Below are 24,452 nucleotides of genomic sequence, written 5' to 3'. Positions count from 1 at the left end.
ATATTTTGCTGCAGATAATTGTGCAACAGGACAGCCGTTGCAGAACAGGGTACCGAACGTACAAGTGAGTGACACAACCAAAGCTTAATAGTAGCAATAATGCCTGTTACCTAAAACTATCACTCATCATTTGCAAGTGGCAATGAAACAAAGAAAGTAGTACCCTCGTTTTCTTTTGTTTCGAACCATATATGGCCGTTTGCTTTTTCTACAATGCCTTTGCAGATTGCAAGCCCAAGGCCGGTTCCGGAAGATTTGGTGGTAAAATTGGGTGTAAAAATTTTCGGACGCATGTGTACAGGAATGCCGTGACCATTATCAGCAATAGCGATAAGCACTTCATTGTCTCTTAACGTTTGCCCAATAGTTATGTTAGTATTTTCCACTTCTTCATGCGCTTCAATTGCATTTTTGATGAGGTTGGTAAACAGGCGGTTGATCTGCGTTCTGTCTGCCCTGATAAGATAAACACCTTCTTCTTTATTCCATGTTAACTGAATGCGCTCATCTGAACTGTACAATTGCACGATCATTTCTATAACAACGGAAAGATCGAACACTTCAATACTTACGTTGGCTATGTTGGCAAACTGCGAGAAATCGCCGGCTATCTTTGATAACTGATCAATTTGCTCTACCAGTGTACTTGCCACCTGCCGTGAAAGGTCTTTAACGTTTGGCGCATTGTTGTCGATAGCGCGTTGCAGGTATTGAATGCTCAGTTTCATTGGTGTTAGCGGGTTCTTGATCTCATGCGCAACCTGGCGTGCCATTTCTCTCCAGGCACCTTCGCGTTCGCTGCGTGCAAGGGCCTGTGCGCTCTCTGCAAGTTTTTTCACCATCTTGTTGTATTCTGTAATGAGCTCGCCGAGCTCATCATCTTTTTTCCATTCTATTTCTTCGTTTACAGCACCAAAACTGATGGCTTTCATTTTATCGCCAATCAATGTGAATGAAGTGGTAATTCTTCTTGTGATCCAGATGGCGATGGCACCGGCCATAATAAAGATCAACGCATTCAGATCGAGAATGGTAACAAGGAAATTGGATATTTCCTGCTTGAGATCTTTTTGTGTACTGATGGAGGGGATATTGAGGTAAGCTACGGTTGTTTTGTCGTAGCCATTTATAGGCACATAAATGGTTTGAAATTTAAAGTCTACAATCTGCTCTTCATGAATATACTTGGTGCTATGCTCGTAATGCATGGAATAGTAGGCTTCCGGGTTCATTTTACGGCTTAGAATGGCATTGTCATATACATAGCGCTGGGATGAAATGAGCAGGTTTCCGTTGAGGTCGTACAGGTTAATATCTATATGATGATTATTGGCAATCTGCAGTATCTGTTGCTGAAATTCGAAACGCAGGTCTATCTTGTCAATGCTTAAAATATCATCTGCAGTAAAACTGTTATTGGCCGCCTGCTGTATTTCCTGTACAATAATCTCTGATGTACTCATCAGTCTCTTCTCATTGTTTTCCCTGAAACTGAAAATGAAAAAAGAGATAATAGCTATACCTATAATTACAAAAGAAATGATACTTACAGAAATGATGATCGCCTGTATTTGCCCTCGTATATTAAACCTGAATATTTTCTGCAACTCGTGCCACCTGAAATGGGTTTCAAAAATCAAACCGCCAAAATGCTGCAGTGCCACCAAAACAATAAGCAGCCCAAACAGGTAAGCAAAAAATGTAATGGCCTCTTTACCCCAGATATTTTTTCTTGCAACAACCACTACCCTGTTATCGGCCGTTTTGTACCATAATTCAGAATAGCCGGGTTTATGCACATATTCTTCTCCAAATTTGGGTACCTCTTTTATAGATATACTGTCTTTAAAATTGTAGTTGCCACTTGTTTTAATAAGCTTGAATTTTTTATACACTGCATAGGCATAATCTTTACCGATCAGCGTACCGTCTGGCAGCAGTTGTTTAAATAGCTGTGGTGAAAAAGCTTCGTCGGCATACTCCCGTGGTCTTATAACAAGGAAGATATGGCCCTCCAGGAGGTTTTGCCGCACCGAATCTTTTGAGTAAATATCTTTTTCATAAATATAACTGAAACTCGATGTTGCATTTTCGTAATAATACAGGTCGGGAACGTCTGTTTGCGTAGACTGGTTGGCGATGATTGATTTTAATACATTGTATGAAGTGGAGTCATCGTTATACAGCGGTTGCTGCCGGTTATCGAACGTATAAATACGTGTATAAAAATTATTAAGATAGCCCTGGAAGTTGTTGTTACTAAGGCTTTCCTTTACAGCAAGGTTTTTCTCTCCATTGTAGAGGTCTGCAAAGTTTACCTCTTTCATAAAATTAGAAAAGCCTGCCATGGCAACACTCAGTATGGTTGCACTGGTATAATCGCTTTTAAGGCTTAAACCATCAGCAATCGTTTTTCTTTTGCGGTGCTCCAGTTGCCCGTTTTGAAAAATGAGCAGTGCAGAAACGGATGCCATGAGAAAGATACTCCATGGTATAAAATATGATGAACGATAAAACGATTGTGCAATATCTGCAGACCCAAGTTCGAGAAAGAAATATAACAGGATGATCCATGCGATGATCGAAAAATTAAGCAGTGTATCATTATCGCCCGACAAGGTAAAACTCAGCAGGAACAGGGAGAATGAGAGCAGGATAATTACACGCCAATACAAGCCCGTATGTACAAGTTTCGAAAGCGCTGCCAGCATTTGCGCTACATAAAAATAACTGAGCAGTAAAAAGCAGATTATAATAAAACTTACAACTGTATAAATATTCAGATCAAAAAAACTTGTTACATCAAAAGATATCCTGGAAGAATCCAGCACAAGACTACTCAGCGTATCTGATACAACCATTGTGCAGAGCGGCAAAGCAAGCAATGCCAGCGCGCCGGTTATCTTCCTGGCGGTAACACCCAGGGTTACTTTACCAAGATTCTTGTGATTGAATTTAATAAACCACACGATCCAGAAAAGCAATATGGTGTTGATGAGCAGATCGCCGAGTGACGGATGCAAAGCGCTCGATGCAAATACCTCGGGACCGAACAAAGGGTACTTTTTTAAATCGAACGGGAAAGGGAACATATAAACAAACAACCGTGACGTTACCACTACCACCAGCAAAAATGATAAACCCGTAACGAAGCCACGCTTCCTGGAAAGTACCAGCGCCAGGGAATTAATAAAGATAGCCATCAGTAAAATGGCCAATACACGCAGCACAATAGAAATAGTTCCCTGCTGCTCCAGTGAAGCGGCATCTTCTTCAGCTACAAAAAAAACGGGTTGATCCTGCGAGTTGGTAATGGTTGCACCTCCACTTACAAAAGACAGGTTATAACGCCCATCTATACCAGGTACTACAAACTGCCTTTTCAGATCATTTGTTTCAATAGAATAGTCCCAGTAAACCGGCACAAGCATAGCTATAACGTGCGCATGGTTATCGAATACAACAGTTTTTTTCAGTAGCTCAAAAAAACCATTTTTATATTTTACAGGGTGGTAGCCGTCTATGCGGTTAAGGTCTTCACCGGCAACAGACATCAGGTTGGTGTTCCAGAATATTTCAATAGGATTGCCAATATCATTAATGGCATACACAAAAAGACCGTAATCTTTTGTAGACATTACCTCTCGTTCGCCGGCAGGTTCTGCAATGGTTATGCTTCTTAAAAGCTGTGTATCCTTACAAATTTCTTCAAACGCTTCTTCCCGTGCTGTTAAATATTGCGTAAGCACTTTTGCCACTTTGGAAGGGCTTGAATCAGGCGCAAAATAATTAGAGAAAAGAAATGAAATAGTGTACAACCAGGCGGCCGCAATAACAAGGTACCCGTATTTGTAGGCAATTTTTTTAAGTATCCTGATCAAGGGGTTTTGTTTTCAAGTTTTACAAGGTTCCAGATAGCATCCATTTCTTCCAGGCTCATTTCAGTAAGGTTTTTGCCTTTGGAAGCTGCGTGGGCTTCCATTTTCCCAAAACGCTGCAGGAATTTACGGTTTACTTTTTCTAAAGCAGTTTCGGCGTCTATCTGCAAAAACCGTGCATAGTTTACAAGGCTAAAAAGCACATCGCCAAACTCTTCTTCTATGTGTGCGGTATCATTTTCTGTAATGGCTTCCTTTAGTTCGCTTATTTCCTCTTCTACTTTTTTCCATACTTCTTCTTTGTTATCCCATTCAAAACCTACCTGCTTTGCCTTTTCCTGTATGCGTGTTGCTTTTACTACAGACGGCAATGATACAGGCACGCCCGTCATTACAGACTTTTTACCTTCCTTCATTTTAATGGCTTCCCAGTTACGTTTTACATCTTCTTCATTTTCCACTTTCACGTCGCCATAAATATGCGGGTGGCGTTTAATGAGCTTTTCACAAATGTCATTCGCCACATCACCGAGCGTAAACTGATGTTGCTCTGTTGCAATCTTTGCATAAAATGTAATGTGCAGCAGCAAATCGCCCAGCTCTTCTTTTATGTTTTGCCAGTCTTCATGCAGTATAGCATCTGCAAGCTCATACGTTTCCTCTATCGTCATCGAACGCAGTGTATGAATCGTTTGCTTTCTGTCCCACGGGCATTTTTCCCTCAGGTCATCCATTATGCTTACCAGCCTTTCAAATGCTTCACCTGCATTGGTCATTAGTTTATGTTTTGCTGTTGTATGCTGCCAGCTTCATCATTTACACGGCAGCTTTATAAAATCGTTTTAAAGATAATGATACCAGCTCCTGCGCTGGTGGCATCGCCTGTTGCGTCGCAATCCTTTCATCTGCAGCAAATGAGGCAGCAGGTGCGCAATAACAATACCTTGTACAGAAAACCAGCCTTAACGCAACGTAATAAATGCATCAGTATAAATAACCGGTGTAATCTTCGCTTCCATCTTCGCGTTGCCCAATAAAGCTATAGTGTACAAGAGTGCGACGCAACGAAAGCCTGATAGCAGTACAAATGCCCGGCTCATAAAAATAATGCTTTCGCAAAAGTGTGGTAAAAAAGCTGTAAAAATAAGCCACACCTGAATTTTGACTAAAATTACACAACTGTAGTAAGGCGCTAATTAACCGTTTTACCTATGTTTGATGCCGAAACATACACGCAGTGTATCTTTGATCATAAATTTTTGCCAGATGCGGATTGTATTTCTCTTTGCTTTTATTTGTGCATTTCAATATGTAAACAGCCAGTATTATTACAATGATATTATTACCACCAGGCAAACCAACAGGCAATACAAATTATTAAAAGATAACAATGTGCAACTGGTAACGGGCAAAAGCTTTGAGGCAGATGGCACACCTGCAGAAGGCTTTGGGCTTACGCAGCAGCTTGCTGAAGGCAGCACTGTTATTACCACAGTTACAGAACATGCCGGAACGGGCAAAACTATTTCTACCTCGTGGTACAACAATAACCGCATAAGAAAAACATTGGATAGTACGGAAAATATCAAGAGCACCGTTACATACAGTTACAACAACAACGATATTGTAAGCATTACAACACTTACAGAAGATGTGTTTATGAATAATGCCTCCACAGAAATACACCAGTGGACATACGACAATGGAACACCGGTAAAAATGTTACTCATCAAAAACAATGTTGATACAACAACCGTTGATTTTATAAAAGATTCTACCGGGAATATTGGCGAAGAACGCTGGACAAAAAAAGGGCGCCGGCTGGAAACATATTTTTACTATTACAACGCCAAAAACAATCTTACAGATATTGTGCGCTACAACCTTCGAGCACAAAGACTGTTACCCGATTTCTTGTTTGAGTACGACGATAAAGGCGTACTGACACAGTCTATACAGGTTCCGCAGGGTTCTGCCGATTACCTGGTGTGGCAGCATATCTATAACAGCAATGGCCTTAAACAAAGAGACCTTTGTTTTTCCAAGACTAGACAACCGGTAGGCAGCATTGAATACAGCTACAGGTAATTAACACTCATGACAGGCAGGGATAAAAAGAAAAATATTGCAGACCATGTGTTCAATGGTTCCATAACCATGTCTGGTGTATGCGTAACAATCATAGCGTTGTTCCGGGTGATGAAACTTGGTATTCTTACATATGCTGATGAAATGCTTGCCCTGAATACATTTATTTTTCTGGCTTCTGCCATGCTCTCTTATATCTCGCTGAGGAAAGAGGAAAATACCTTATCGGAAACCATTGCCGACATTTTATTTTTTATTGGCATGACGGGTATGCTTATAGTAGGCATCATCATTGTTTTTACAGCTTATTAAAATTACTTTTTATATCGAAAGGTTTATTACTTGCAGATACGTGTGTAATTTGCGGTATGAGCAAGTATGATATTTTGATTGTCGGCGCAGGCCCCATAGGCCTGGCTTGTGGTATTGCAGCAAAAAAAGCAGGCTTAAGTTATGTAATTGCAGAGAAAGGCTGCCTGGTAAACAGCCTGTACAACTACCCGGCAAACATGACGTTTTTTTCTACCCCCGACAGGCTCGAGATCGGCGATGTACCGTTTATGAGTTTAAACAATAAACCCACCCGGGCTGAGGCGTTGGAATATTACCGCCGCGTAACACAGTCATTCGATCTTAATGTGCATTTATTTGAAGAGGTAACTTCCGTTTCGGGAGATGCAACTACACATTTTACCATAACCACCACCAAACAGCAGTATACAGTAAGTAAAATAATTATTGCTACAGGGTTTTATGATATTCCTGTATTACTTAATATTCCCGGAGAAAACTTAGATAAGGTGGTGCACTATTATAAAGACCCGCATTATTATGCCTTTCAAAAAGTGCTGGTAATTGGTGCCCAAAACTCAGCGATAGATGCAGCACTGGAAACATGGCGCAAAGGTGCCACAGTTACCATGGTGATAAGAGAAAAAGAAATTGGTGAGCGTGTGAAATACTGGGTAAGGCCTGATATCGTCAACCGCATAAAAGAGGGAAGCATAAAAGCTTACTATAACAGCACCGTTGCGGCCATACGACCGCATGAAGCAGACATCAACACACCGGATGGAATGATAACAATACCCAACGACTTTGTTATAGCCATGACGGGCTATAAACCAGGGTTCAATTTTCTCAAAAAATTCGGCATTCAATTGTCTGATGACGACATTCAGTGCCCCACTTATAACCCCGAAACGATGGAAACAAATATTACCGGTCTTTACCTGGCAGGAGTAGTATGTGGGGGCATGAACACGCATAAATGGTTTATTGAAAACTCCAGAGAGCACGCAGATAAGATCATTACGCACATCACTAAAACTGCGTAATAAAATCCCCATTACTGTATCCATGTTCCCAGATCTTTTGATTGCAAACATGAAAAATCTTTTTTCCTCTATTGCAAAAGCATAGGAAAGCCAGTGTAAGTGCTAACCTCTGGGTTTTAACAAATTATCGTCCTCCTCTGGCATAGTTTTCGGCTTATGGGGTGCAAAAAAACTTATGAAAAAATTTCGTATGCTGCTGCTGGGAACAACCTTGGCTGCTGTTGCTGGATTGGGATGTAAAAAAGATGACACGCCACCTTTGGCATCTGCAAATTATACCCTGTACAACTACTCCTCCGGCTCTGCGGTAAACGCAGGCTCGTTTACTGTGAGAGAAAACAGCGATGGTAATGCTTCTATCAGTATCAATCTTAGCTCAGGTTACCTGGTGCCAGGTGTAACGCTTAAATCTTATGTGGTTATTGCAGACACAACAGCAGGCACAGAATTTATTCTCTCTAACCTGCAGGATATAGATGGTGGAAGCGGCCAGGCAACAACTTCTCCTGTAGTCAACAACAGCACCAACACACCTGTACCTTACGCAGAACTGACTTCTGACAAAGGTTACGCCGTTAAGATCCTCAATAATACAAACGTTCAGGCCACCGGCGTTATTCAATAACTTATCTCAAACATCGTGTATGACAAGAATTTTAAAACTGTTTATCGCAGCGATCGTGTTTTCTGTAAGCGCATCTGCACAAGGCAGTGCATCTCTTACAATCGATAAATCGAAGCAAAGTGCCCAGAGTATAACATTGCCGGATAATAGTGACCTGGTGAAAGACTTCCTAGAAGACCTGATAAAAAATTCAGGCGGTAAAGCCAAACGTTCTGATGGCTATTTATACGGCCAGGGAATAAAAAGCGCTGAACTGGAAGGCACAAAAAAAGTAAACGCTTACTTCGATATCGGGAAAACAAAAAATGACGGGAGGGAAATAAGCGTTGTAACACTTGTTGTAAAAGATGACAATGAAAAATTTGCCAGCGATACTTTAAATGCTGACTTATACCGGAGTGCGGGCAAATGGTTAAACTCCTTCCAGATGAAAATGGAAGTTTATAAAAGAGACCGTGAAATTGCATCTCTTACTGCACAGTTAAAAGATGTAAACAAAGAACTAAGCGCACTCAGGAAAAGGGTTCGGAATAATAAAGACGATAATATCGCAGCAATTAAAGACAATGAAAAAAAGCTGGATGATCTAACCAGGAGACTGGAAGAACTACAGAAAAATTAGCATAAAAAAGGCGCAGAGATTTATCTGCGCCTTTTAATTTTTTGGTGCAACAACCCTGCTATTTCGGACTTAACACTGATTGCCTCGGATCCTGTCGTATTTCATACACGCTGTCTACTACATATCTCTGCATACCACGCCAGGGTAATGCTGCAAAATATTCTTTGTACCGCAATTCTACTTCACGGCCCGAATTGGCCAGTAATATCTGGGCTACTTTTTCGTCTGTTACACTAAACTCAAATTCATTGCTTTGTACGTTGGCCTTAAAACCACTTTGAATGATCTTTCCTTCATACGTTTTAAACATATAACCTTTCTTCATAAACGTATTCAACACACCGGCTTTGGTACCCACGCCAAATTCCCAGAAATAACGCACGTATACAAAAATACCCAGCCCGAGAAAGAGGATAATCAATGTGTACCTCAGAATTTTCCGTTTCATATTATAAACCATATTTATCTACAAGATACAATAAAGCAGCCATGTTCACGGCCCCCAGTTTCATCTCTCTTATGTTCACTGCTTCAAACACATCAGACACTGCATGGTGCACATCAAAGTACCGCTGCGAGTCCGGACTAAGCCCTGCAAGCGCTGTTCCAAAAGTTTCTTTGAGCGGACCTATATCGGCACCGCCGCCACCCCTTACAAACATATCACCGCCATAAGGCGTAAACAGCTTCTTCCAGGCATACAACTTGTTCCATACACTATCAGACACGCTAAAGCCAAATCCTCTTGGAGTAAAACCCCCTGCATCGCTTTCCAGCGCAAACAACATGGTTAAATTATTTGCTTTGGCATCTGCAGCATATTTTAAACCACCCCTCGTTCCATTTTCTTCATTGGCAAACAATACAAACCTAATGGTATGTTTGGGCTTGTAGCCAAGTGCTTTGAATGCCCGTAATATTTCTATCGTTTGTACCACACCTGTACCATCATCGTGCGCACCTTCGTTTACATCCCAGCTATCCAAGTGGCCGCCTACAGTAATAATTTCTTCAGGATGCTCAGTACCCGTAAGTTCCCCTATAACGTTGTGCCCGATTGTGTCAGGCAATTGTTTTCCATGAGTAATAAGCTTTGCATTCAGAACAAATTTCTTATCAATTAGTTCATTCATTTTTGCCACATCCTGTATACCAATTGCCACCGCAGGAATCTTTGGAAAAGAATCGTTGTATTTCAATGAACCTGTATGTGGATGGTTATCTTCAGCATTGGTCATCGACCTTACCACAACACCAGCCGCACCATACTTTGCAGCACGGCTTGCACCGGCACCGCGGTAAACCACGTTCTTTCCATAAGCCCTGAAAGTCTCAATAAATGTTTCTTCAAAAGGCACATTGTAAAAAATAATCTTTCCTTTCACAGCATCTTTCTGCTGCTCCAGTTCATCAAAGCTGTTCACACGCAGCACAGTTCCTTCCACGCCTTTCGCACCACTTCCAAGAGAGTTACCGATTGCCAGCGCATTCAAGGCAAAACGCTGTACTCTGCCACCCGCATCTTTGTAATTTACAGAAGCCTCATCTTTACCGCCACGTACCCAATGCGGCACCATACATTCCTGCATAATTACTTTATCTGCCCCTGCCGCTTCCATCGCTTTTTTACCCCAGTTCTCTGCCATAACCATTTGTGGAGAGCCCGCAAGCCTGCCGCCAACTTTCTTCGTTAAATCATGCAGGTTGTTATACGGCGTTCTGCTAACCATAATATCATCTGCAATCAATTTAATAACTGCAGAATCACTCATCGCATTGTTGTAAGATTGCTGCGCATGAGTAATGGCAGGAATCAATCCAAACAGTAACACTAATTTTTTCATCGTTATAATTTTATAGCTGTTTATGATGAACCCGGCTACAGAGCCTGGCTCATCGTTCCTTGCGTCGCACACTTGTACTGCAAAACATATAGCAACAACGATACTGCATATTCCAAATCGTTTTTACATAAGCAGGTAAACAAAGTACGCTCAACAGTTTACGGCCAGCTTCCTGCTCATCAGTGCCCAAGTTAAGCAAATGTTGTATGTTTTCGATATTGGATAAAAGGTTCAACCAAATGAATAAATGATTGTTACTTTGCTCACTCAAACTGCAAAATATGCGTATAGGAATTGTCTGCTACCCAACCTTTGGCGGAAGCGGCGTATTGGCAACAGAACTTGGTAAAGCACTTGCCGATAAGGGCCATAGCGTGCACTTTATTACCTACCAGCAACCAGTAAGATTAAATGTATTCAACACCAATATATATTACCACGAAGTAAGGGTACCAACATATCCGCTGTTTGATTATCCGCCTTACGAAATCGCGCTGGCCAGCACAATGGTGGATGTAATTAAGAACCACAAGCTGGACCTCCTGCATGTACACTATGCCATACCACATGCATCGGCAGCATATATGGCCAAGCAGATCATACAAAAAGAAGGTGGTAAAATTCCTTTTATCACTACGCTGCATGGTACAGATATCACGCTTGTTGGTAAAGACAAAACATATGAACCTGTAGTTACCTTCTCCATCAATGAAAGCGATGTTATTACAGCAGTGTCTGAGAATCTGAGGGAAGAAACATACAAGTCTTTCAAAATAACCAAAGACATAGAAGTGATCTACAATTTTGTAGACATCAAACGCTTTAGCAAGAAGCCGATAGATGCCTTTAAAAAAGTGATTGCACCAAATGGTGAAAAAGTGCTGGTGCATGCTTCCAACTTCAGGAAGGTTAAACGTGTGCAGGACATCGTGAAAATATTTGCAGGCGTAAGAAAAGCAATGCCTGCCAAACTGTTGATGATTGGCGACGGCCCTGAACGCTCTGCCATGGAAGTACTGAGCAAAGATCTTGGTGTGCAGGATGATGTAAGGTTTGTTGGCAAACAGGAACAAATAGAAGAAATATTACTCGTAAGCGATCTTTTCCTGCTAACGTCTGAGTACGAAAGTTTCGGGCTTGCAGCGCTGGAAGCGATGGCTGCCAGGGTACCGGTCATAAGCACTAACGCAGGTGGTTTGCCTGAGGTAAACATATACGGCGAAACCGGCTTCACCGCAAATGTGGGCGATGTTGCCACCATGACGCAACAGGCCATTGAATTACTCAGCAACGAAGAACTGCTCGAAAAAATGCGGGAAGGTGCATACAATAATGCTGTAAAATACGATATCAATAACATTGTGCCACTGTATGAACAACTCTACAGCAGGTTCTGCTCCATGGAATGCAGCAGCCAGAAACTTAACCCAGTACTTACTGAATCTTAAAATATTCTCCGGCTGTATAAATACTCATTAACACATCATCAAACTGTATAAGGCCGTCTTTATTGGCCCGTATGTTTGTTGGTTGTTTCATTACAATTACCTGGCTGTCTCCCGCAACAGTAATTTTGCCTGCATGCACAATAATAGCTGTTGATTCATCTATGCCTATACATGTATAAGATGGGTAAGCTTCCAATGCAGACATCATCCTGTTATACCGGCTTCTTACAACAAAATGCTGATCGATAATAACAGAATCCAGCAAACCAAGCCCTGGTTCAAATTGTATGTTCTTATTCCAAATCCTGTCGAAAGTAGAATGATACACCGTATCTCCCCTTAGCTGGTTGCCGGTAACCATGTGCTTACTCATTACAGCGGCGCCTGCACTTGTACCGGCAATGGTTGCACCGTTTTTATACGCCTCGTGTATAGCATCAAATACGGGTGTATGTAAAACCGCTTTCATAAAGTGGCTCTGATCGCCGCCGGTAATAAAAATCAGTTTCGCGGTTTTTAGTGAATCGAGCCATTGCCGGTCGTTTACTTTATCCCTGGTAAAATTGAGCATGGCAATCGTATTACTGCACAACGGTTTCAGATCCTGGCTGATGTAGTAAAAAGAAGTATCCGGCTCTGCGCCGGACATCGGCAATATGGCGATATGATCTGCTTTACCAAGTGCAGCCGTTTGCATCATTGCCTGCATAACAGCAGGTGTTCTGTCGCCACCACCAATAATAAACAGGCTGCCTTTTTGTGCCTTGCTGAAAAAACCGGTGAATGTAATAAGTACAACAAAATACCATTTCATAATTAGTACGGTTTAATATTTTAAACGGGGTTGCATATGCCGCAAAGAGCACCTGGCGTACAAGAGTGCGACGCAACGAAAGCCTTATAGTAGCAATGCAGACCGGCCCAAACAGCAAAAAAAATCAACTGTTCCACCAGTACGTAAACTTTAGCACAAAGGCACGGTTACGCACGGAAAGTGGTGCCGGGTAATAATTGTCTGTATATACCAGGAAGAGATCGCTTGCGGGCCTGTAACGCCATTGCAACCTTGTATTGAGATTAATGTTTTGCTGCTGGTTGTTGTACTGCACAAATGTTGTAAAGAAGAGTTTATTCGTAAACGTAATATCTATGCGCGGACCTATTAACCAGAAGTCTGTAATATTCCACGGAGCCGGCATTTTGATATGGTTGTAACTTGCGCTTAGCGCTATGCTTGCATATGGCTGAAAACGATAGCCGATATCTGCAATAAGGTTGGCACGCGTACCTTCTGCATAATAACCACCAAAACGTGCAGAAAGGTTATAGGTGAGCAATTGTTGCGGTCTTGAAAAATAATCGAGGCCCCAGGCATTCCAGCGGTGTTGTGTACCGGTGGCAAGAGTGTCTTTGTTACTGTTGGTTGGGTCGAACGGCTGCAAGAGCTTTACATAAGAATTACCTGCCCATACGTCAAACACTGTCTGGTCCCGTTTGTTGAAGATATACTGCAAAATTGTTTCATCATCTGTATGCCCGAAGCTGCCATTAAAGAAAACAGTTGATGTTATTTTGGGACCATGACTTAATATTTTGCCATATGTTTTTGGAAAGAAAAGATAGGCAACAGAGGGGTTTACTTTTACGTAATCTCTGCGCGGCACATAACCAACTTCTGCATTAAAATTTTTGCCAACGATCTCGTGCTGCCAGGCTACGAGCCAGTGCCTGCTTGCATATTGCAGGTTTGCAGCGTGCGTAAAATCCTTATCGGCCTTGCCGGGGCTGAATGATTTCATGAGCATTGCTTTACCATTCCACAGGTTGTTGGCAGAAGCAAGGTTATATTCTACACCAATGTTCCTGTTATACCGGCTGTATAACGGTTTGGTAGTGTCTTTGCCTGGATCGTAATTAACAGACTGCTTGTTTACAAACATAAAGCGGATGTTGGATCTTGCAAACACCCTTCGCTGTAATGCAAGCACGGCAAAGTTTTGCGCAGGCAAGCCGGTCTCATCCACATGCTTTGTTTGCATATCCATAAGACCAATGCGCCAGTTTTTATTTAAGCTGCCGCTTAATCTTGCACCAAAGTTGATGGGTACACCCAGGCCAATTCTTCTCGAGAAGAAAGGACGAACATTGGCATAGCCAAAATTGGCAAAAAGGTCGTTGTTCTCAAGAAAGAACTGCCTGCGTTCGGGAAAAAATAATTCAAACCTGTCGAGGTTGGTAACCTGCTTATCTACTTCTACCTGTGAGAAATCAGGGTTTACTGTAAGATCTAAATTGAGTGATGAACTAAGACCAATCTTGGCATCGGCGCCGATATCTTTACGGTAAGCGGCTTTGTCTTCTTTATCATATGCTTTGGAAACGCCACCCAGCGCGTAAGGTATTACCGCGAAATTGGCGCCTGCTTCTGGTGGTGCGGCATCCCAGATAAGATTGCCGGTATAGGCAAGGGATGCAGTAGGAAATTGTCTTGGTACAGGTGCCCAGGCAGATTTTTCTGCTACAGAAATATCCAGCCTGCTAAAGTTTATGCCCCACGTGGTGATGCCTTTTTTATAACGGATACTTTTAAAAGGAATGGCTGCTTCAAACACCCATTTTTCATCGTCATTTTTTACAACCGATATCCATTTGTTGTCCCAGTTAAGATCTGCTTTACCGCCTTCGTATAACATACCATCCCATTGTGCACCGGCAGCATTTGCACCAAATGTGAACCCATTGGTAAGATCGTTGAACGGGTCCATGAAGAAGATAAAGTTATCATTCTTGCCGAAGTTAAAATCTCTCCGTAACGATTCCACCATATATGGCGTCTTCTTCAAAAGGTAACATACCGCAACAACATATATATTCTCGTTATCGTATGTCATGCGTATTTCAGTGGCTACCCTGGCGTGGCTGGTATCCATTGGCAACACCATAAAAAAGTTTTTGGCAACATCTGCCTGCTGCCACGCGCTTTCATTCATTATTCCATCAATGGTTACAGCAGAGGCGGCTTTTTGGATATGTAGTTGAAAGGCTGCATTCTTTTTTTGTCCATATACAATGGCACTACAGGCTACAAACACAATCAGGAAGAGTCTTTTCAAAACAGTCGGTTGGTTTTACTTGCTAAAGCATGTAAGATAGGTAATGTTAAGAATTTTATAAGCCCGGCTGCCCAAATAGCCAGTGTGTTTTTTTTTGAGATTGCCGCTTCGCTGTTCCCCTTCAGCATTCCATCTACGCCCCCAAAAAAATAACCTGCTCTTATACCATTCTCCTAATTTTGTTGCCCGATAAATAAAGCATATGCCGGAAAGAAATAAGCAACCGCAGATACTTGATGCAGTGGACCTGGATTTAAAATTAAAACAGTGTACTCAATTTACGCTTGATAATGGCCTGCCCGTGTATACTGTAGACGCAGGCGAGCAGGATGTATTAATGGTGGAATGGGTATTCTATGCCGGTAACTGGTACGAGCAAAAAAACATTGTTGCAGCCTCGGCAAATTACCTGCTGAAGAACGGCACAAAAAAGCGCTCTGCCTATGAGATAAACGAACATTTTGAATATTACGGCGCATATCTCAACCGCAGTTGCTACAATGAAACGGCGACCGTTACGTTACACTGTTTAAACAAACATGTAAATACCTTACTGCCCGTGGTGGCAGAGATTTTTACAGAGAGTGTTTTTCCCGAAGAAGAACTGGCCATTTACAAAAAGAACCAGAAACAAAAACTGGAAGTAAACCTGAAGAAATGCGATTTCGTTGCAGGCAGAATCATCGACGAATTACTATACAGTAAAGAACACCCATATGGTAAATATAGTTCTGCAGAAGAGTATGATGCCATCAACAAACAGGAGTTACTGGCTTTCTATAAACAATATTATACAGAGGGCAAATGCATACTCTTTGTTGCAGGTAAATTACCGGCAGATATACAGCAACAACTCAATAAACATTTTGGCAGCTTGCCTTTTAACCCTGCGTCTGTGCCCGCTGTTGATCACGCACAGGTGCCGGCAACAGAAAAGAAACACCACGTAATAAACGATGCAAACGGCGTGCAGGGTGCTATAAGAATTGCGCGGCCTTTTCCCAACAGGCATCACCCGGACTTCATGAAGGTGCAGGTGCTCAATAACATCTTCGGCGGTTTTTTTGGTTCGCGCTTAATGAGTAATATTCGCGAAGACAAAGGTTATACCTACGGCATATACAGCTTTGTTCAAAACCATATCCACAATACCGCATGGGTGGTAAGTACAGAAGCCGGACGCGATGTTTGCGCCGCAACCATTACAGAAGTTTTCAAAGAAATGAAGATCCTGCGCGAAGAATTGGTTGATGAAGAGGAACTGCACCTCGTACGCAATTATATGATCGGCTCCATCCTTGGAGATCTGGATGGCCCTTTCCAGATCATAGCCCGCTGGAAAAATTATGTGCTCAACAACCTTACTGATGCGTATTTTTATGACAGCATACAAACCATCAAAACGATCAGTGCAGAAGAATTAAGGGCACTGGCGCAAAAGTATCTCAACGAAGATGCTTTTTATGAACTAACCGTAATTTAAAAGCAATGAAATTCCTTGGCAAACTATTGGTATCAGCCGTTGCAGCCATCATTGCTGCGTATTTCTTACCCGGTGTAAACATCGACAGCAGTGTTACAGCCATTTTTCTGGCACTGGTACTGGCGCTGCTCAATAGTTTCATAAAGCCATTACTCATTATACTTACCATTCCGCTAACAGTTGTTACACTGGGCTTGTTCCTGCTCGTGATCAATATTCTCATCATCAAATGGGCTGCAGACATCGTCCCCGGCTTTACGGTAGACGGGTGGTTCTCTGCCCTACTGTTTAGTATTTTACTATCACTGGCCACCGCAATTATCGAAAGCCTTATCGGCGCAGGAAAGCGGGAAGACTAATTTGGTCACCGGCTTTTGGAACAGGTGGCATCGCCTGTTGTGTCACTCACTTGTACGTTCCGTTTTCATGGCAGCTGCGGCGATCAGTTCCCGCCGGCACGCTGATTATCCTTCCCCATTTCACCTGTATTCATCCATGTTCATAACGAGAAAGCCCTGTAGGTAAACATATTTTTTAGCTTTATGCAGCCTGCATTTCAGCACTTTTCATATGCTGTATAAAAATATTGTTAGCCTGTGCATAGCTTTGTTCAATAATTGACGCCAAAAATCTGTTTTATATACAACAAGCCCACCTTCATTTTACTCCGCATCCTCCAAAACAATCATAACCAATTCAATCCGGTTTTTAAATGACATATTCATCACACTTAAAAAACAAACTGTGAACAGATGTTGGCTATTATGTATTGTAACAATCTTCTATAACATTTCACAAGCGCAAACTACCGGAATAGTAGTGGGTACCAATACCATAATCAGCGGTGGTGCAAATGTGTATATGCATCTGCCCGGTGATGTAAGGTGCGATGGCCTTATAAATGCCGATGTTGCCGCTATATGGAGTTTTGAAGGAAGTACAGTACAACAAAGAATTACCTGCGTTGCAGGTACAGGCTGTGCAAACGTATTCAGCACTGCAAACTATGGTGTAAGACTGGGTTCGGTATACCAGCGCAACAGTTTTGGCATTTCGGTAGAAGTCAACACTATTCTTAAAGGCATACACTATTTTTATAACGGCGCCACAGAAATAAAAGAAGGTAATTACTGGCTCACACAAACCAACGCTTTACCATATACGCTCAATGATAACAGTGGTAAATTTTTTATTACAACCGGTCATGGCTTACTAAAACAAAGTAAGGTTGGTGTAACCGGTACATTTTATCCTGTAGGCACTTCTGCCGTGGCAAATCACTATACACCTGTTACCATAAAATATGGAGGTACAGCAGATGATTTTGGTGTAAGGGTTTTTGACAATATTTATTTTCCACATAACCCTGCAAACGGCGACCCGCAGGGTAGTAATACCAATTACCGCAGCGTTAAAAAAACCTGGATTATCAACAAAGCAAATCCCGTTACGGGCGATTATTTCAACGTTACACCGCAATGGAACCTGGCAAATGAAGATGCTGGTTTTACACCAAGACGGCCGTATGATATCACCATTATGCGCAATCATAACTCCACATGGTTTCCCGAAACCGGCCAGGGTCCTGCATCTCCGCCAAACGGCTCCGGACCTTTCACCTATACAGGAAAAGTTACGTACGATAATGCACCATGGGCTTATTACCCCGTTGCAGTATCTGCATTAAACATTGTTTTAGCCAACGAAAAAATAAAACTCGCCGGCAGAATCCATTCGTCAGAAGCCGTTTTACAATGGCAGACCACAGCAGTTTTCAACACAGCATTTTTTGAAGTGGAACGTAGTACCGATGGTTCAAACTTCAGCAAAGCCGGAACGATATATGTTCGTGACAACAGTGTTCTTGGTTATACATACACGGATCAATCATTGCCGGTTGTACAAAAAGTTTATTACAGGGTAAAGCGGCAATATACAGACAACACTTCTGTCTGCTCAAACATTATCTCACTCACCAAAGTCCAACAATGTTCCGCTATTACATTTCCTAATCCTTCAAACAATTTTATAAACATCGTCATGCCAGCTGCGCAGCAGCATTACATGGTCAAACTTGCAGACAGCGGCGGTAAAATCTTATATTCTTATAATGCCCCGGCAGGTATGCAAATAGTGCGCATTCCGGTGTCAAACATCCCTTCCGGTTTTTATTATATCACACTGTCCAGCCCGGATAATACATTCAGCCAATCTTCGAAAATTTCTATACAACACTAAACCTTTCAATATGCAAAAAAGAAACTACCAGCCAGCACAAACACTATTTTTTATTTGTCTCTTATCATCTTTTAATCTTTATTCCCAGGTAACCGGCGTGGCCATCAATGACGATAATGCATCTGCCGATGTAAGTGCCGTGCTCGACATCAATATAAATACCGCAACAACAAAAAAAGGCCTGTTAATACCGCGTATCAGCACTACGCAGCGAAATGCAATAACCACACCGGCAAACAGCTTACTTATTTTCGATAATACCACTAACTGGTATGAGTATAATGCCGGCACAGGTATTTCGCCCAACTGGGTGCCTTTGTTATCGTCACAAACCGGTTGGACAACCACCGGTAATTCAGGTACAACGGCTGGCACAAACTTCCTGGGTACTACAGATAATATGGCCCTGCAATTAAAGGTGAACAATACAACTGCAGGATATATTGATAATATTACGGCTACCAACAACCTCTACCTTGGGCTATCAGCCGGCAATTATGGCGTATCAGCCGGTGCACGTAATCTTGCATTTGGGTACAAGGCATTGGGAGCAAATACCAGTGGCAATAACAATACCGCTTTGGGCTTCCAGGCATTATCAGCAAATACTACCGGTGCAAATAATGTGGCCATTGGCTACAATGCCACCAGTAACAATAGCAATACTGTTGTTATAGGCGCGGCGGCGCAGGCCAACAACAGCCAGGCCACAGCAATAGGTAATGCAGCGCAGGCAGACGGTGCAAACGCTACAGCTATCGGCAACGGAGCTTCCACAACACAGGATAATGCTTTGATACTCGGCAACACAAGTGTTAATGTAGGCATTGGCACATCCACACCAAATACTTTAGTAAAGCTGGATGTAAATGGCGGCTTTAAACTGGGAGCAAATGGAACTGCTCTTACCAATGTATATAAAACAAGTGCCACTGTTAATATCCCTGCCATATCGCTTTTAAATACATCATCCGTAACATTCGCCGTTGCTAACGCCCCACTTAATGCTACCGTAATCGTAAATCCACGAACAGCACTACCGGCCGGTATGGTAGTAGGCAGCAGTTATGTAAGCTCTGCCAATAATGTAACTATTGTATTTGGTGCACTGATAGCCCTTGCAATCGGCGTGTCCCGCACGTTCGATGTAACGGTTGTCTATTGAATAAACACGCATATACGGGTGACAGCAATTATTTTGTAATCTTACATTATTCCTGCTGTTACCTGTTTTTACTGCCTGGCCTGGTTATAAGTGTAAAAATATCTACTCCATATATTTTGTTTCTTTCTTTAACTTCATCATCGCTTTAAGTGTGATTGATTGGCTTGTTTTTGCATCAGATCCTTTTCGAGAAGAACCAGTTATAATCAAACCTCCTGTCCCGGTATGGAATTAACAGAAAAAAAATTTCCTCCATTTCTTTCGGGTGGAGGTGAAATGGGTGAGCGTATAAGAAACTTTGATTGGAGTAAAACCAGCCTCGGTGAGCCACACCAGTGGGATGAAAGCCTGAAGACGTGCATACGCATCATGCTGTCATCAACACAACCCATCTGGATCGGTTGGGGATCGGATCTTATTAAATTTTACAATGATCCTTACAAAGCAATCGTGGGCGGCAAGCATCCCCATGCACTGGGCATGCCTGCAAGAATAGTGTGGAGCGATATATGGAGCGATATAGAACCCATGCTTAAAAAAGTAATGGAGGAAGACACCGGCACATACGTAGAATCACAACTGCTGATCATGGAGCGGTACGGCTATAAGGAAGAGACCTATTACACGTTTTCGTATACGCCTGTACTGGGTAATGATCTTAAACCCGCCGGTATGATCTGTTATAATACAGCAGATACCGAGCGCATACTCAACGAACGTGCGCTGGAAACACTTAAACAGTTAAACGCGCTCATTCAGAAAGATGCGGAAGATGAAGTATATCGCCAGGCCATCAACGCAATCTCTTCCAATACGAGGGACTTTCCATTTGCGATAGTTTATAAAATTGCAGAGGACATGTCTTTTGCAGAGGCGATAGCCTGGACTGGTTTCGAACCCGGGAATATGGAATCACCGGTTATAATTGATTTGCGTAACAGCGATTTACCTAATTTCAGAACTGCTGTATTTGAACAGAAGACCGTCGTTTCGAAAAACACCGGTCGCTGGAAAGATCTGCCGAAAGGCACATGGGATATAATGCCTGATCATTATGTCCATGTGCCGATAAAGTCGGCTACAGAAACACACCCGCTGGCAATAATGACCTTTGGTCTAAACCCATACCGGAAGTTTGACGGCAGGTTCGAAAACTTTATCCGGCAGATTGCGGACCAGGTAACACTGAATGCCAACAACGCATTGGCTTACCAGGCCGAGAAAAAAAGAAAAGAAGCGCTCGAAGAACTTGACCGGGCAAAGACAATCTTTTTTACCAATATCAGCCACGAATTCAGAACACCACTTACGCTTATACTCGGCAACTTAGACGAAATTGTAGCAGACAAATTCGTTACTGCCGGAACACTGGATAAATTGATTGTTACGCGGCGCAATGCCCTGCGGCTTCTTAAACTGGTTAATACGCTGTTAGATTTCAGTCGTATAGAAAGCGGCAGGCACCTTGCCAGTTTTACAAAAACAGACATTGTTGCCATTACAAAAAATCTCACGGCAAACTTCACCTCGGTAATAGACAAAGCCGGCCTTTCGTTTGAAATCAATGCTCAGCCCATTCAACAAGCTGTTTATGTAGACAGGCAAATGTGGGAGAAAATCATCTTCAACCTTCTTTCCAACGCCTTCAAATACACGCTTACCGGCGGTATTAGCGTAAAATTATTTACGAAGGAAGAACAACTGGTGCTGCAGGTAAAAGATACAGGCGTTGGCATACCCCAGCAGGAATTGCCCCTGATATTTGACCGGTTTCATCGTGTACAAAATGTTGTTGGCAGAAGCCATGAAGGAACAGGTATTGGCTTGTCTCTCATTAAAGAACTTGTGCAGTTACATGGAGGTTCAATAACGGCAGAAAGCGAGCCCGGCAGAGGCAGCATTTTCACAGTAAATATTCCGCTCGGCAAAGATCACCTGCCGGCATCCCAGGTTAATGCAGTCCTTACTGAAGAAACAGAGATACCGGAAATGGCATTTGTTGAGGAAGTAAATGTATTGGTGCGTGAACATACATCCAAAGATCTGCCTGCACGGGATGTCAGTAACAAACTGCCTATCCTGGTAGCAGACGATAATGCAGACATGCTGCATTACCTGCAATCGTTGCTGGAAAATGAATATACTGTAATAACGGCAGTCAATGGTGTAGATGCGTTACAAAAAGTAGAAGCCCACAAACCATACCTGGTGTTGTCTGATGTTATGATGCCGGTAATGAATGGTATTGAACTCTTAAAAACAATAAAGGCAAATGTAGAAACAGAAAGTATACCGGTAATCCTGCTCACTGCAAGAGCGGGTGAAGAGTCGATGATAGAAGGTTATGAAATTGGTGCCGATGACTATCTTGTCAAACCATTTTCTGCAAAAGAGCTGCTCGCAAGGATTCGTGCACACATAAAAATCATCAAAACCAAAAGACACCTGCAATCTCATTTACGCGAATTCTTTATGCAGGCACCTGTTAGTATCGGCGTTGTTAAAGGCCCGAATCACGTATGGGAAATCGTGAACCAGAATATGCTTAAAATATCCGGCAGGCAAACCATAGAAGAGCTCCTGGGTAAGCCATTGTTCAAATCCATACCAGAAGGAGCCGGACAGGGTTATGAAGAAGTTTTTGACAGTGTTTACAAGACGGGGCATCGCGTTGTGTTTGAAGAAACATCACTGGATCTTATCCGTAAAGGCAATAAAGAAACCGTCTACCTGAAAATAATTTTTGAACCTTACCGCAATGAAGATGGTGTAGTAACCGGTGTAATGTTCATTGCGTATGACATCACCGAACACGTTACAGCCAGGAAAAGGGTGGAAGAAAGCGAGTATCGTTTCAAAGGCATGGCCAATGAAGCGCCCATCTTTGTCTGGCTTACAGACAAAGATCTCCGGACAACATTCCTCAACAAAACCGGTCTTACTTATTTTGGCTATCCTGAAAATGCTGATATCAGCAAGCTTTCCTGGAAAACATTTATTCACCCGGAAGACCTTGCCCACGTTTTAGATGCTATGCACCAGTCGGCGATTGACAAAACGCCATACAGTATTGAAATAAGGCTGAGAAACGAAGAAGCCGGTGAATACAGGTGGTTTCTCGACAAAGGCGTGCCACGTTATGAAAACAACAGCTTTATAGGTTTTGTAGGCACCAGCATGGATATACACGACCAGAAAATAAAAGAACAGGCTAAAGATGAATTTATCAGCATTGCCGGGCACGAACTAAAAACTCCGCTTACCAGCGCCAAAGCCTATCTGCAGATTGCATGCGATGCACTGAATAAAGAAAAAGCCAACAGCGTAGAGTATGTTGAAAGGGCAGCAAATTCACTGGACAAGCTAAACAGGCTTATTGCTGAGTTGCTTGACATGAGCAGGATACAAAACGGCAAACTGCAGTTAAACCTGGCACCCTTCAATTTTCAAACACTGATCAGTTCTGTTCTTGAAAGCGTACAACCTACATCAAAGCACCACATACTGCACAACGGCAACGCTGATGTAACTGTTACCGGAGACAGGGAACGGCTTCAGCAGGTGCTGATCAACCTGTTAAACAACGCCATCAAATATTCACCAGGCGCAGGCTATATAACGGTACACACCATTATTGTTGATCACAACATACGTGTAGCAGTAAAAGACTCAGGTATTGGTATTGCACGCAATAATCTCAATAAAATTTTCCAGCGTTTCTATCGTGTGGATGAAACAGGCAAAGCATTTCATGGCCTTGGTATCGGCCTGTATGTGGCTGCTGATATTATTCAGCGGCATGGCGGAAAACTATGGGCAGAAAGTGAACTGGGCAAAGGCAGTACGTTCTTTTTTGAAATTCCCCTTAACTGATTGGCGTGCTGCGCCTGTTATTACGCCAGGTGCAAATGCTGCAGGCTAATGCTGGGGCCGGCATTATAACCAATGGCATCGCCTGTTGCCACGCTCGGTTCAACGTTCCACTTTCATGGCAACTGCAGCGTTCAGTAACTGTAATGCCGCATAAACGCCAACCATATTCTCCGTGGCCAAAGACACCAATAATCATTACTAGGCAAAGGCACATACGTTACAACATATGTTGCAGGTAGCCTTGCAGGCATCAGGAGGTGATCCTGTCATTTTTTTTGCCTTTCCTGGCAGCACTATCAATGCTTTTGCCAAAAAGATAACCAGCCAGTGCACCAGCAACGCAGGCTACAGCAAGGAGCACAAGGCTATTTTTATTGGCAATATAACCGACCAGCAGCCCGGCAAGGGCGCCTGCAATAAGCAGCGGCATAGATGCACTTGCCGCAGCTCTTTTTACCATTGCATGTTCGTGTTGATGATGTTGTTGTGCCACATGCTTGTGGTGCACGTAACTTTTATGCTTTGCACGATGATGGGGATTGGCCATAACTTTTTCTTTTGAAGTTAGGCTGTATGTGTTGGGATTACTATGATGAAGATCAGCAAAGAAATGTTGTAAACAAATCAACGGCGTGCACAGCACGCCGTATAAAAGATATGCCTGCAGAAATAAACAATACGTGACTGTACACTGCGTGCCGGGCAATGGCCTGAATGCTGAAGTGTGCGACGCAACAG

The 24,452-nt window shown here is 42.6% G+C and carries 18 protein-coding genes; 11 read left to right on the top strand and 7 right to left on the bottom strand.

Annotation, left to right across the window (positions count from 1 at the left end; genetic code table 11):
• Nucleotides 1-119: 119 nt before the first annotated feature.
• The gene (locus tag I5907_RS09940; protein ID WP_196990559.1) at nucleotides 120-3,881 is read right to left on the bottom strand and encodes a sensor histidine kinase; all 3,762 of its coding nucleotides are present in this window, start codon (nucleotides 3,879-3,881) and stop codon (nucleotides 120-122) included.
• Nucleotides 3,878-4,654, bottom strand: a complete 777-nt coding sequence (gene mazG / locus I5907_RS09935; protein ID WP_196990558.1) for a nucleoside triphosphate pyrophosphohydrolase — start codon at nucleotides 4,652-4,654, stop codon at nucleotides 3,878-3,880. The genes I5907_RS09940 and mazG overlap by 4 nt, the downstream gene beginning before the upstream one ends.
• Nucleotides 4,655-5,144: 490 nt before the next feature.
• On the opposite strand from mazG, the gene I5907_RS09930 reads away from it, so the two are divergent.
• The 5 genes from I5907_RS09930 to I5907_RS09910 all read left to right on the top strand — a co-directional run bounded on the left by I5907_RS09930 (nucleotide 5,145) and on the right by I5907_RS09910 (nucleotide 8,550).
• Nucleotides 5,145-5,966, top strand: a complete 822-nt coding sequence (locus I5907_RS09930) for a hypothetical protein (RefSeq protein ID WP_196990557.1) — start codon at nucleotides 5,145-5,147, stop codon at nucleotides 5,964-5,966.
• 9 nt (nucleotides 5,967-5,975) lie between these two features.
• Nucleotides 5,976-6,278, top strand: a complete 303-nt coding sequence (locus I5907_RS09925; protein WP_196990556.1) for a hypothetical protein — start codon at nucleotides 5,976-5,978, stop codon at nucleotides 6,276-6,278.
• Between the two features lie 56 nt (nucleotides 6,279-6,334).
• Nucleotides 6,335-7,303, top strand: coding sequence for a YpdA family putative bacillithiol disulfide reductase (locus I5907_RS09920; protein ID WP_196990555.1), 969 nt, complete (start codon nucleotides 6,335-6,337; stop codon nucleotides 7,301-7,303).
• 175 nt (nucleotides 7,304-7,478) lie between these two features.
• The gene (locus I5907_RS09915) at nucleotides 7,479-7,928 is read left to right on the top strand and encodes a hypothetical protein (RefSeq protein WP_196990554.1); all 450 of its coding nucleotides are present in this window, start codon (nucleotides 7,479-7,481) and stop codon (nucleotides 7,926-7,928) included.
• Between the two features lie 19 nt (nucleotides 7,929-7,947).
• Nucleotides 7,948-8,550: a hypothetical protein gene (locus I5907_RS09910; protein ID WP_196990553.1), complete on the top strand. Its 603-nt coding sequence runs from the start codon at nucleotides 7,948-7,950 to the stop codon at nucleotides 8,548-8,550.
• A gap of 58 nt (nucleotides 8,551-8,608) precedes the next feature.
• On the opposite strand, the gene I5907_RS09905 is transcribed toward I5907_RS09910, so the two are convergent.
• Together I5907_RS09905 and I5907_RS09900 are read right to left on the bottom strand one after the other, a co-directional pair.
• The gene (locus I5907_RS09905; RefSeq protein WP_196990552.1) at nucleotides 8,609-8,998 is read right to left on the bottom strand and encodes a hypothetical protein; all 390 of its coding nucleotides are present in this window, start codon (nucleotides 8,996-8,998) and stop codon (nucleotides 8,609-8,611) included.
• A 1-nt stretch (nucleotide 8,999) separates the two neighbouring features.
• The gene (locus tag I5907_RS09900) at nucleotides 9,000-10,394 is read right to left on the bottom strand and encodes a M20/M25/M40 family metallo-hydrolase (RefSeq protein ID WP_231402014.1); all 1,395 of its coding nucleotides are present in this window, start codon (nucleotides 10,392-10,394) and stop codon (nucleotides 9,000-9,002) included.
• Nucleotides 10,395-10,675: 281 nt separating this feature from the next.
• Here I5907_RS09900 and bshA point away from each other — a divergent pair, with 281 nt between their 5' ends.
• On the top strand, nucleotides 10,676-11,842 hold the full coding sequence (gene bshA / locus I5907_RS09895) for an N-acetyl-alpha-D-glucosaminyl L-malate synthase BshA (protein ID WP_196990551.1): 1,167 nt from the start codon (nucleotides 10,676-10,678) through the stop codon (nucleotides 11,840-11,842).
• On the opposite strand, the gene I5907_RS09890 is transcribed toward bshA, so the two are convergent.
• Both I5907_RS09890 and I5907_RS09885 read right to left on the bottom strand, forming a co-directional pair.
• On the bottom strand, nucleotides 11,829-12,656 hold the full coding sequence (locus I5907_RS09890) for a cyanophycinase (RefSeq protein ID WP_196990550.1): 828 nt from the start codon (nucleotides 12,654-12,656) through the stop codon (nucleotides 11,829-11,831). The genes bshA and I5907_RS09890 overlap by 14 nt on opposite strands.
• Before the next feature lie 124 nt (nucleotides 12,657-12,780).
• Nucleotides 12,781-14,955: a carbohydrate binding family 9 domain-containing protein gene (locus I5907_RS09885; protein ID WP_196990549.1), complete on the bottom strand. Its 2,175-nt coding sequence runs from the start codon at nucleotides 14,953-14,955 to the stop codon at nucleotides 12,781-12,783.
• A gap of 202 nt (nucleotides 14,956-15,157) precedes the next feature.
• Here I5907_RS09885 and I5907_RS09880 point away from each other — a divergent pair, with 202 nt between their 5' ends.
• From I5907_RS09880 to I5907_RS09860, 5 genes are all read left to right on the top strand, one after another.
• Nucleotides 15,158-16,438, top strand: coding sequence for a M16 family metallopeptidase (locus tag I5907_RS09880; protein WP_196990548.1), 1,281 nt, complete (start codon nucleotides 15,158-15,160; stop codon nucleotides 16,436-16,438).
• Nucleotides 16,439-16,443: 5 nt separating this feature from the next.
• On the top strand, nucleotides 16,444-16,797 hold the full coding sequence (locus I5907_RS09875) for a phage holin family protein (protein WP_196990547.1): 354 nt from the start codon (nucleotides 16,444-16,446) through the stop codon (nucleotides 16,795-16,797).
• Nucleotides 16,798-17,182: 385 nt separating this feature from the next.
• Nucleotides 17,183-18,676, top strand: coding sequence for a T9SS type A sorting domain-containing protein (locus I5907_RS21905; RefSeq protein WP_196990546.1), 1,494 nt, complete (start codon nucleotides 17,183-17,185; stop codon nucleotides 18,674-18,676).
• Between the two features lie 10 nt (nucleotides 18,677-18,686).
• On the top strand, nucleotides 18,687-19,841 hold the full coding sequence (locus I5907_RS09865) for a hypothetical protein (protein ID WP_196990545.1): 1,155 nt from the start codon (nucleotides 18,687-18,689) through the stop codon (nucleotides 19,839-19,841).
• 225 nt (nucleotides 19,842-20,066) lie between these two features.
• Complete coding sequence (locus I5907_RS09860) at nucleotides 20,067-23,714, top strand: ATP-binding protein (protein ID WP_196990544.1); 3,648 nt, start codon at nucleotides 20,067-20,069, stop codon at nucleotides 23,712-23,714.
• A 250-nt stretch (nucleotides 23,715-23,964) separates the two neighbouring features.
• Here I5907_RS09860 and I5907_RS09855 read toward each other — a convergent pair whose 3' ends face one another.
• On the bottom strand, nucleotides 23,965-24,261 hold the full coding sequence (locus I5907_RS09855; RefSeq protein ID WP_196990543.1) for a hypothetical protein: 297 nt from the start codon (nucleotides 24,259-24,261) through the stop codon (nucleotides 23,965-23,967).
• Nucleotides 24,262-24,452: the final 191 nt, after the last annotated feature.

The organism is Panacibacter microcysteis, from assembly GCF_015831355.1.
Classification (GTDB): domain Bacteria; phylum Bacteroidota; class Bacteroidia; order Chitinophagales; family Chitinophagaceae; genus Panacibacter; species Panacibacter microcysteis.
The sequence above is the reverse complement of the archived record's forward strand: the minus strand, read 5'-3'. Positions and strand labels throughout refer to the sequence as shown.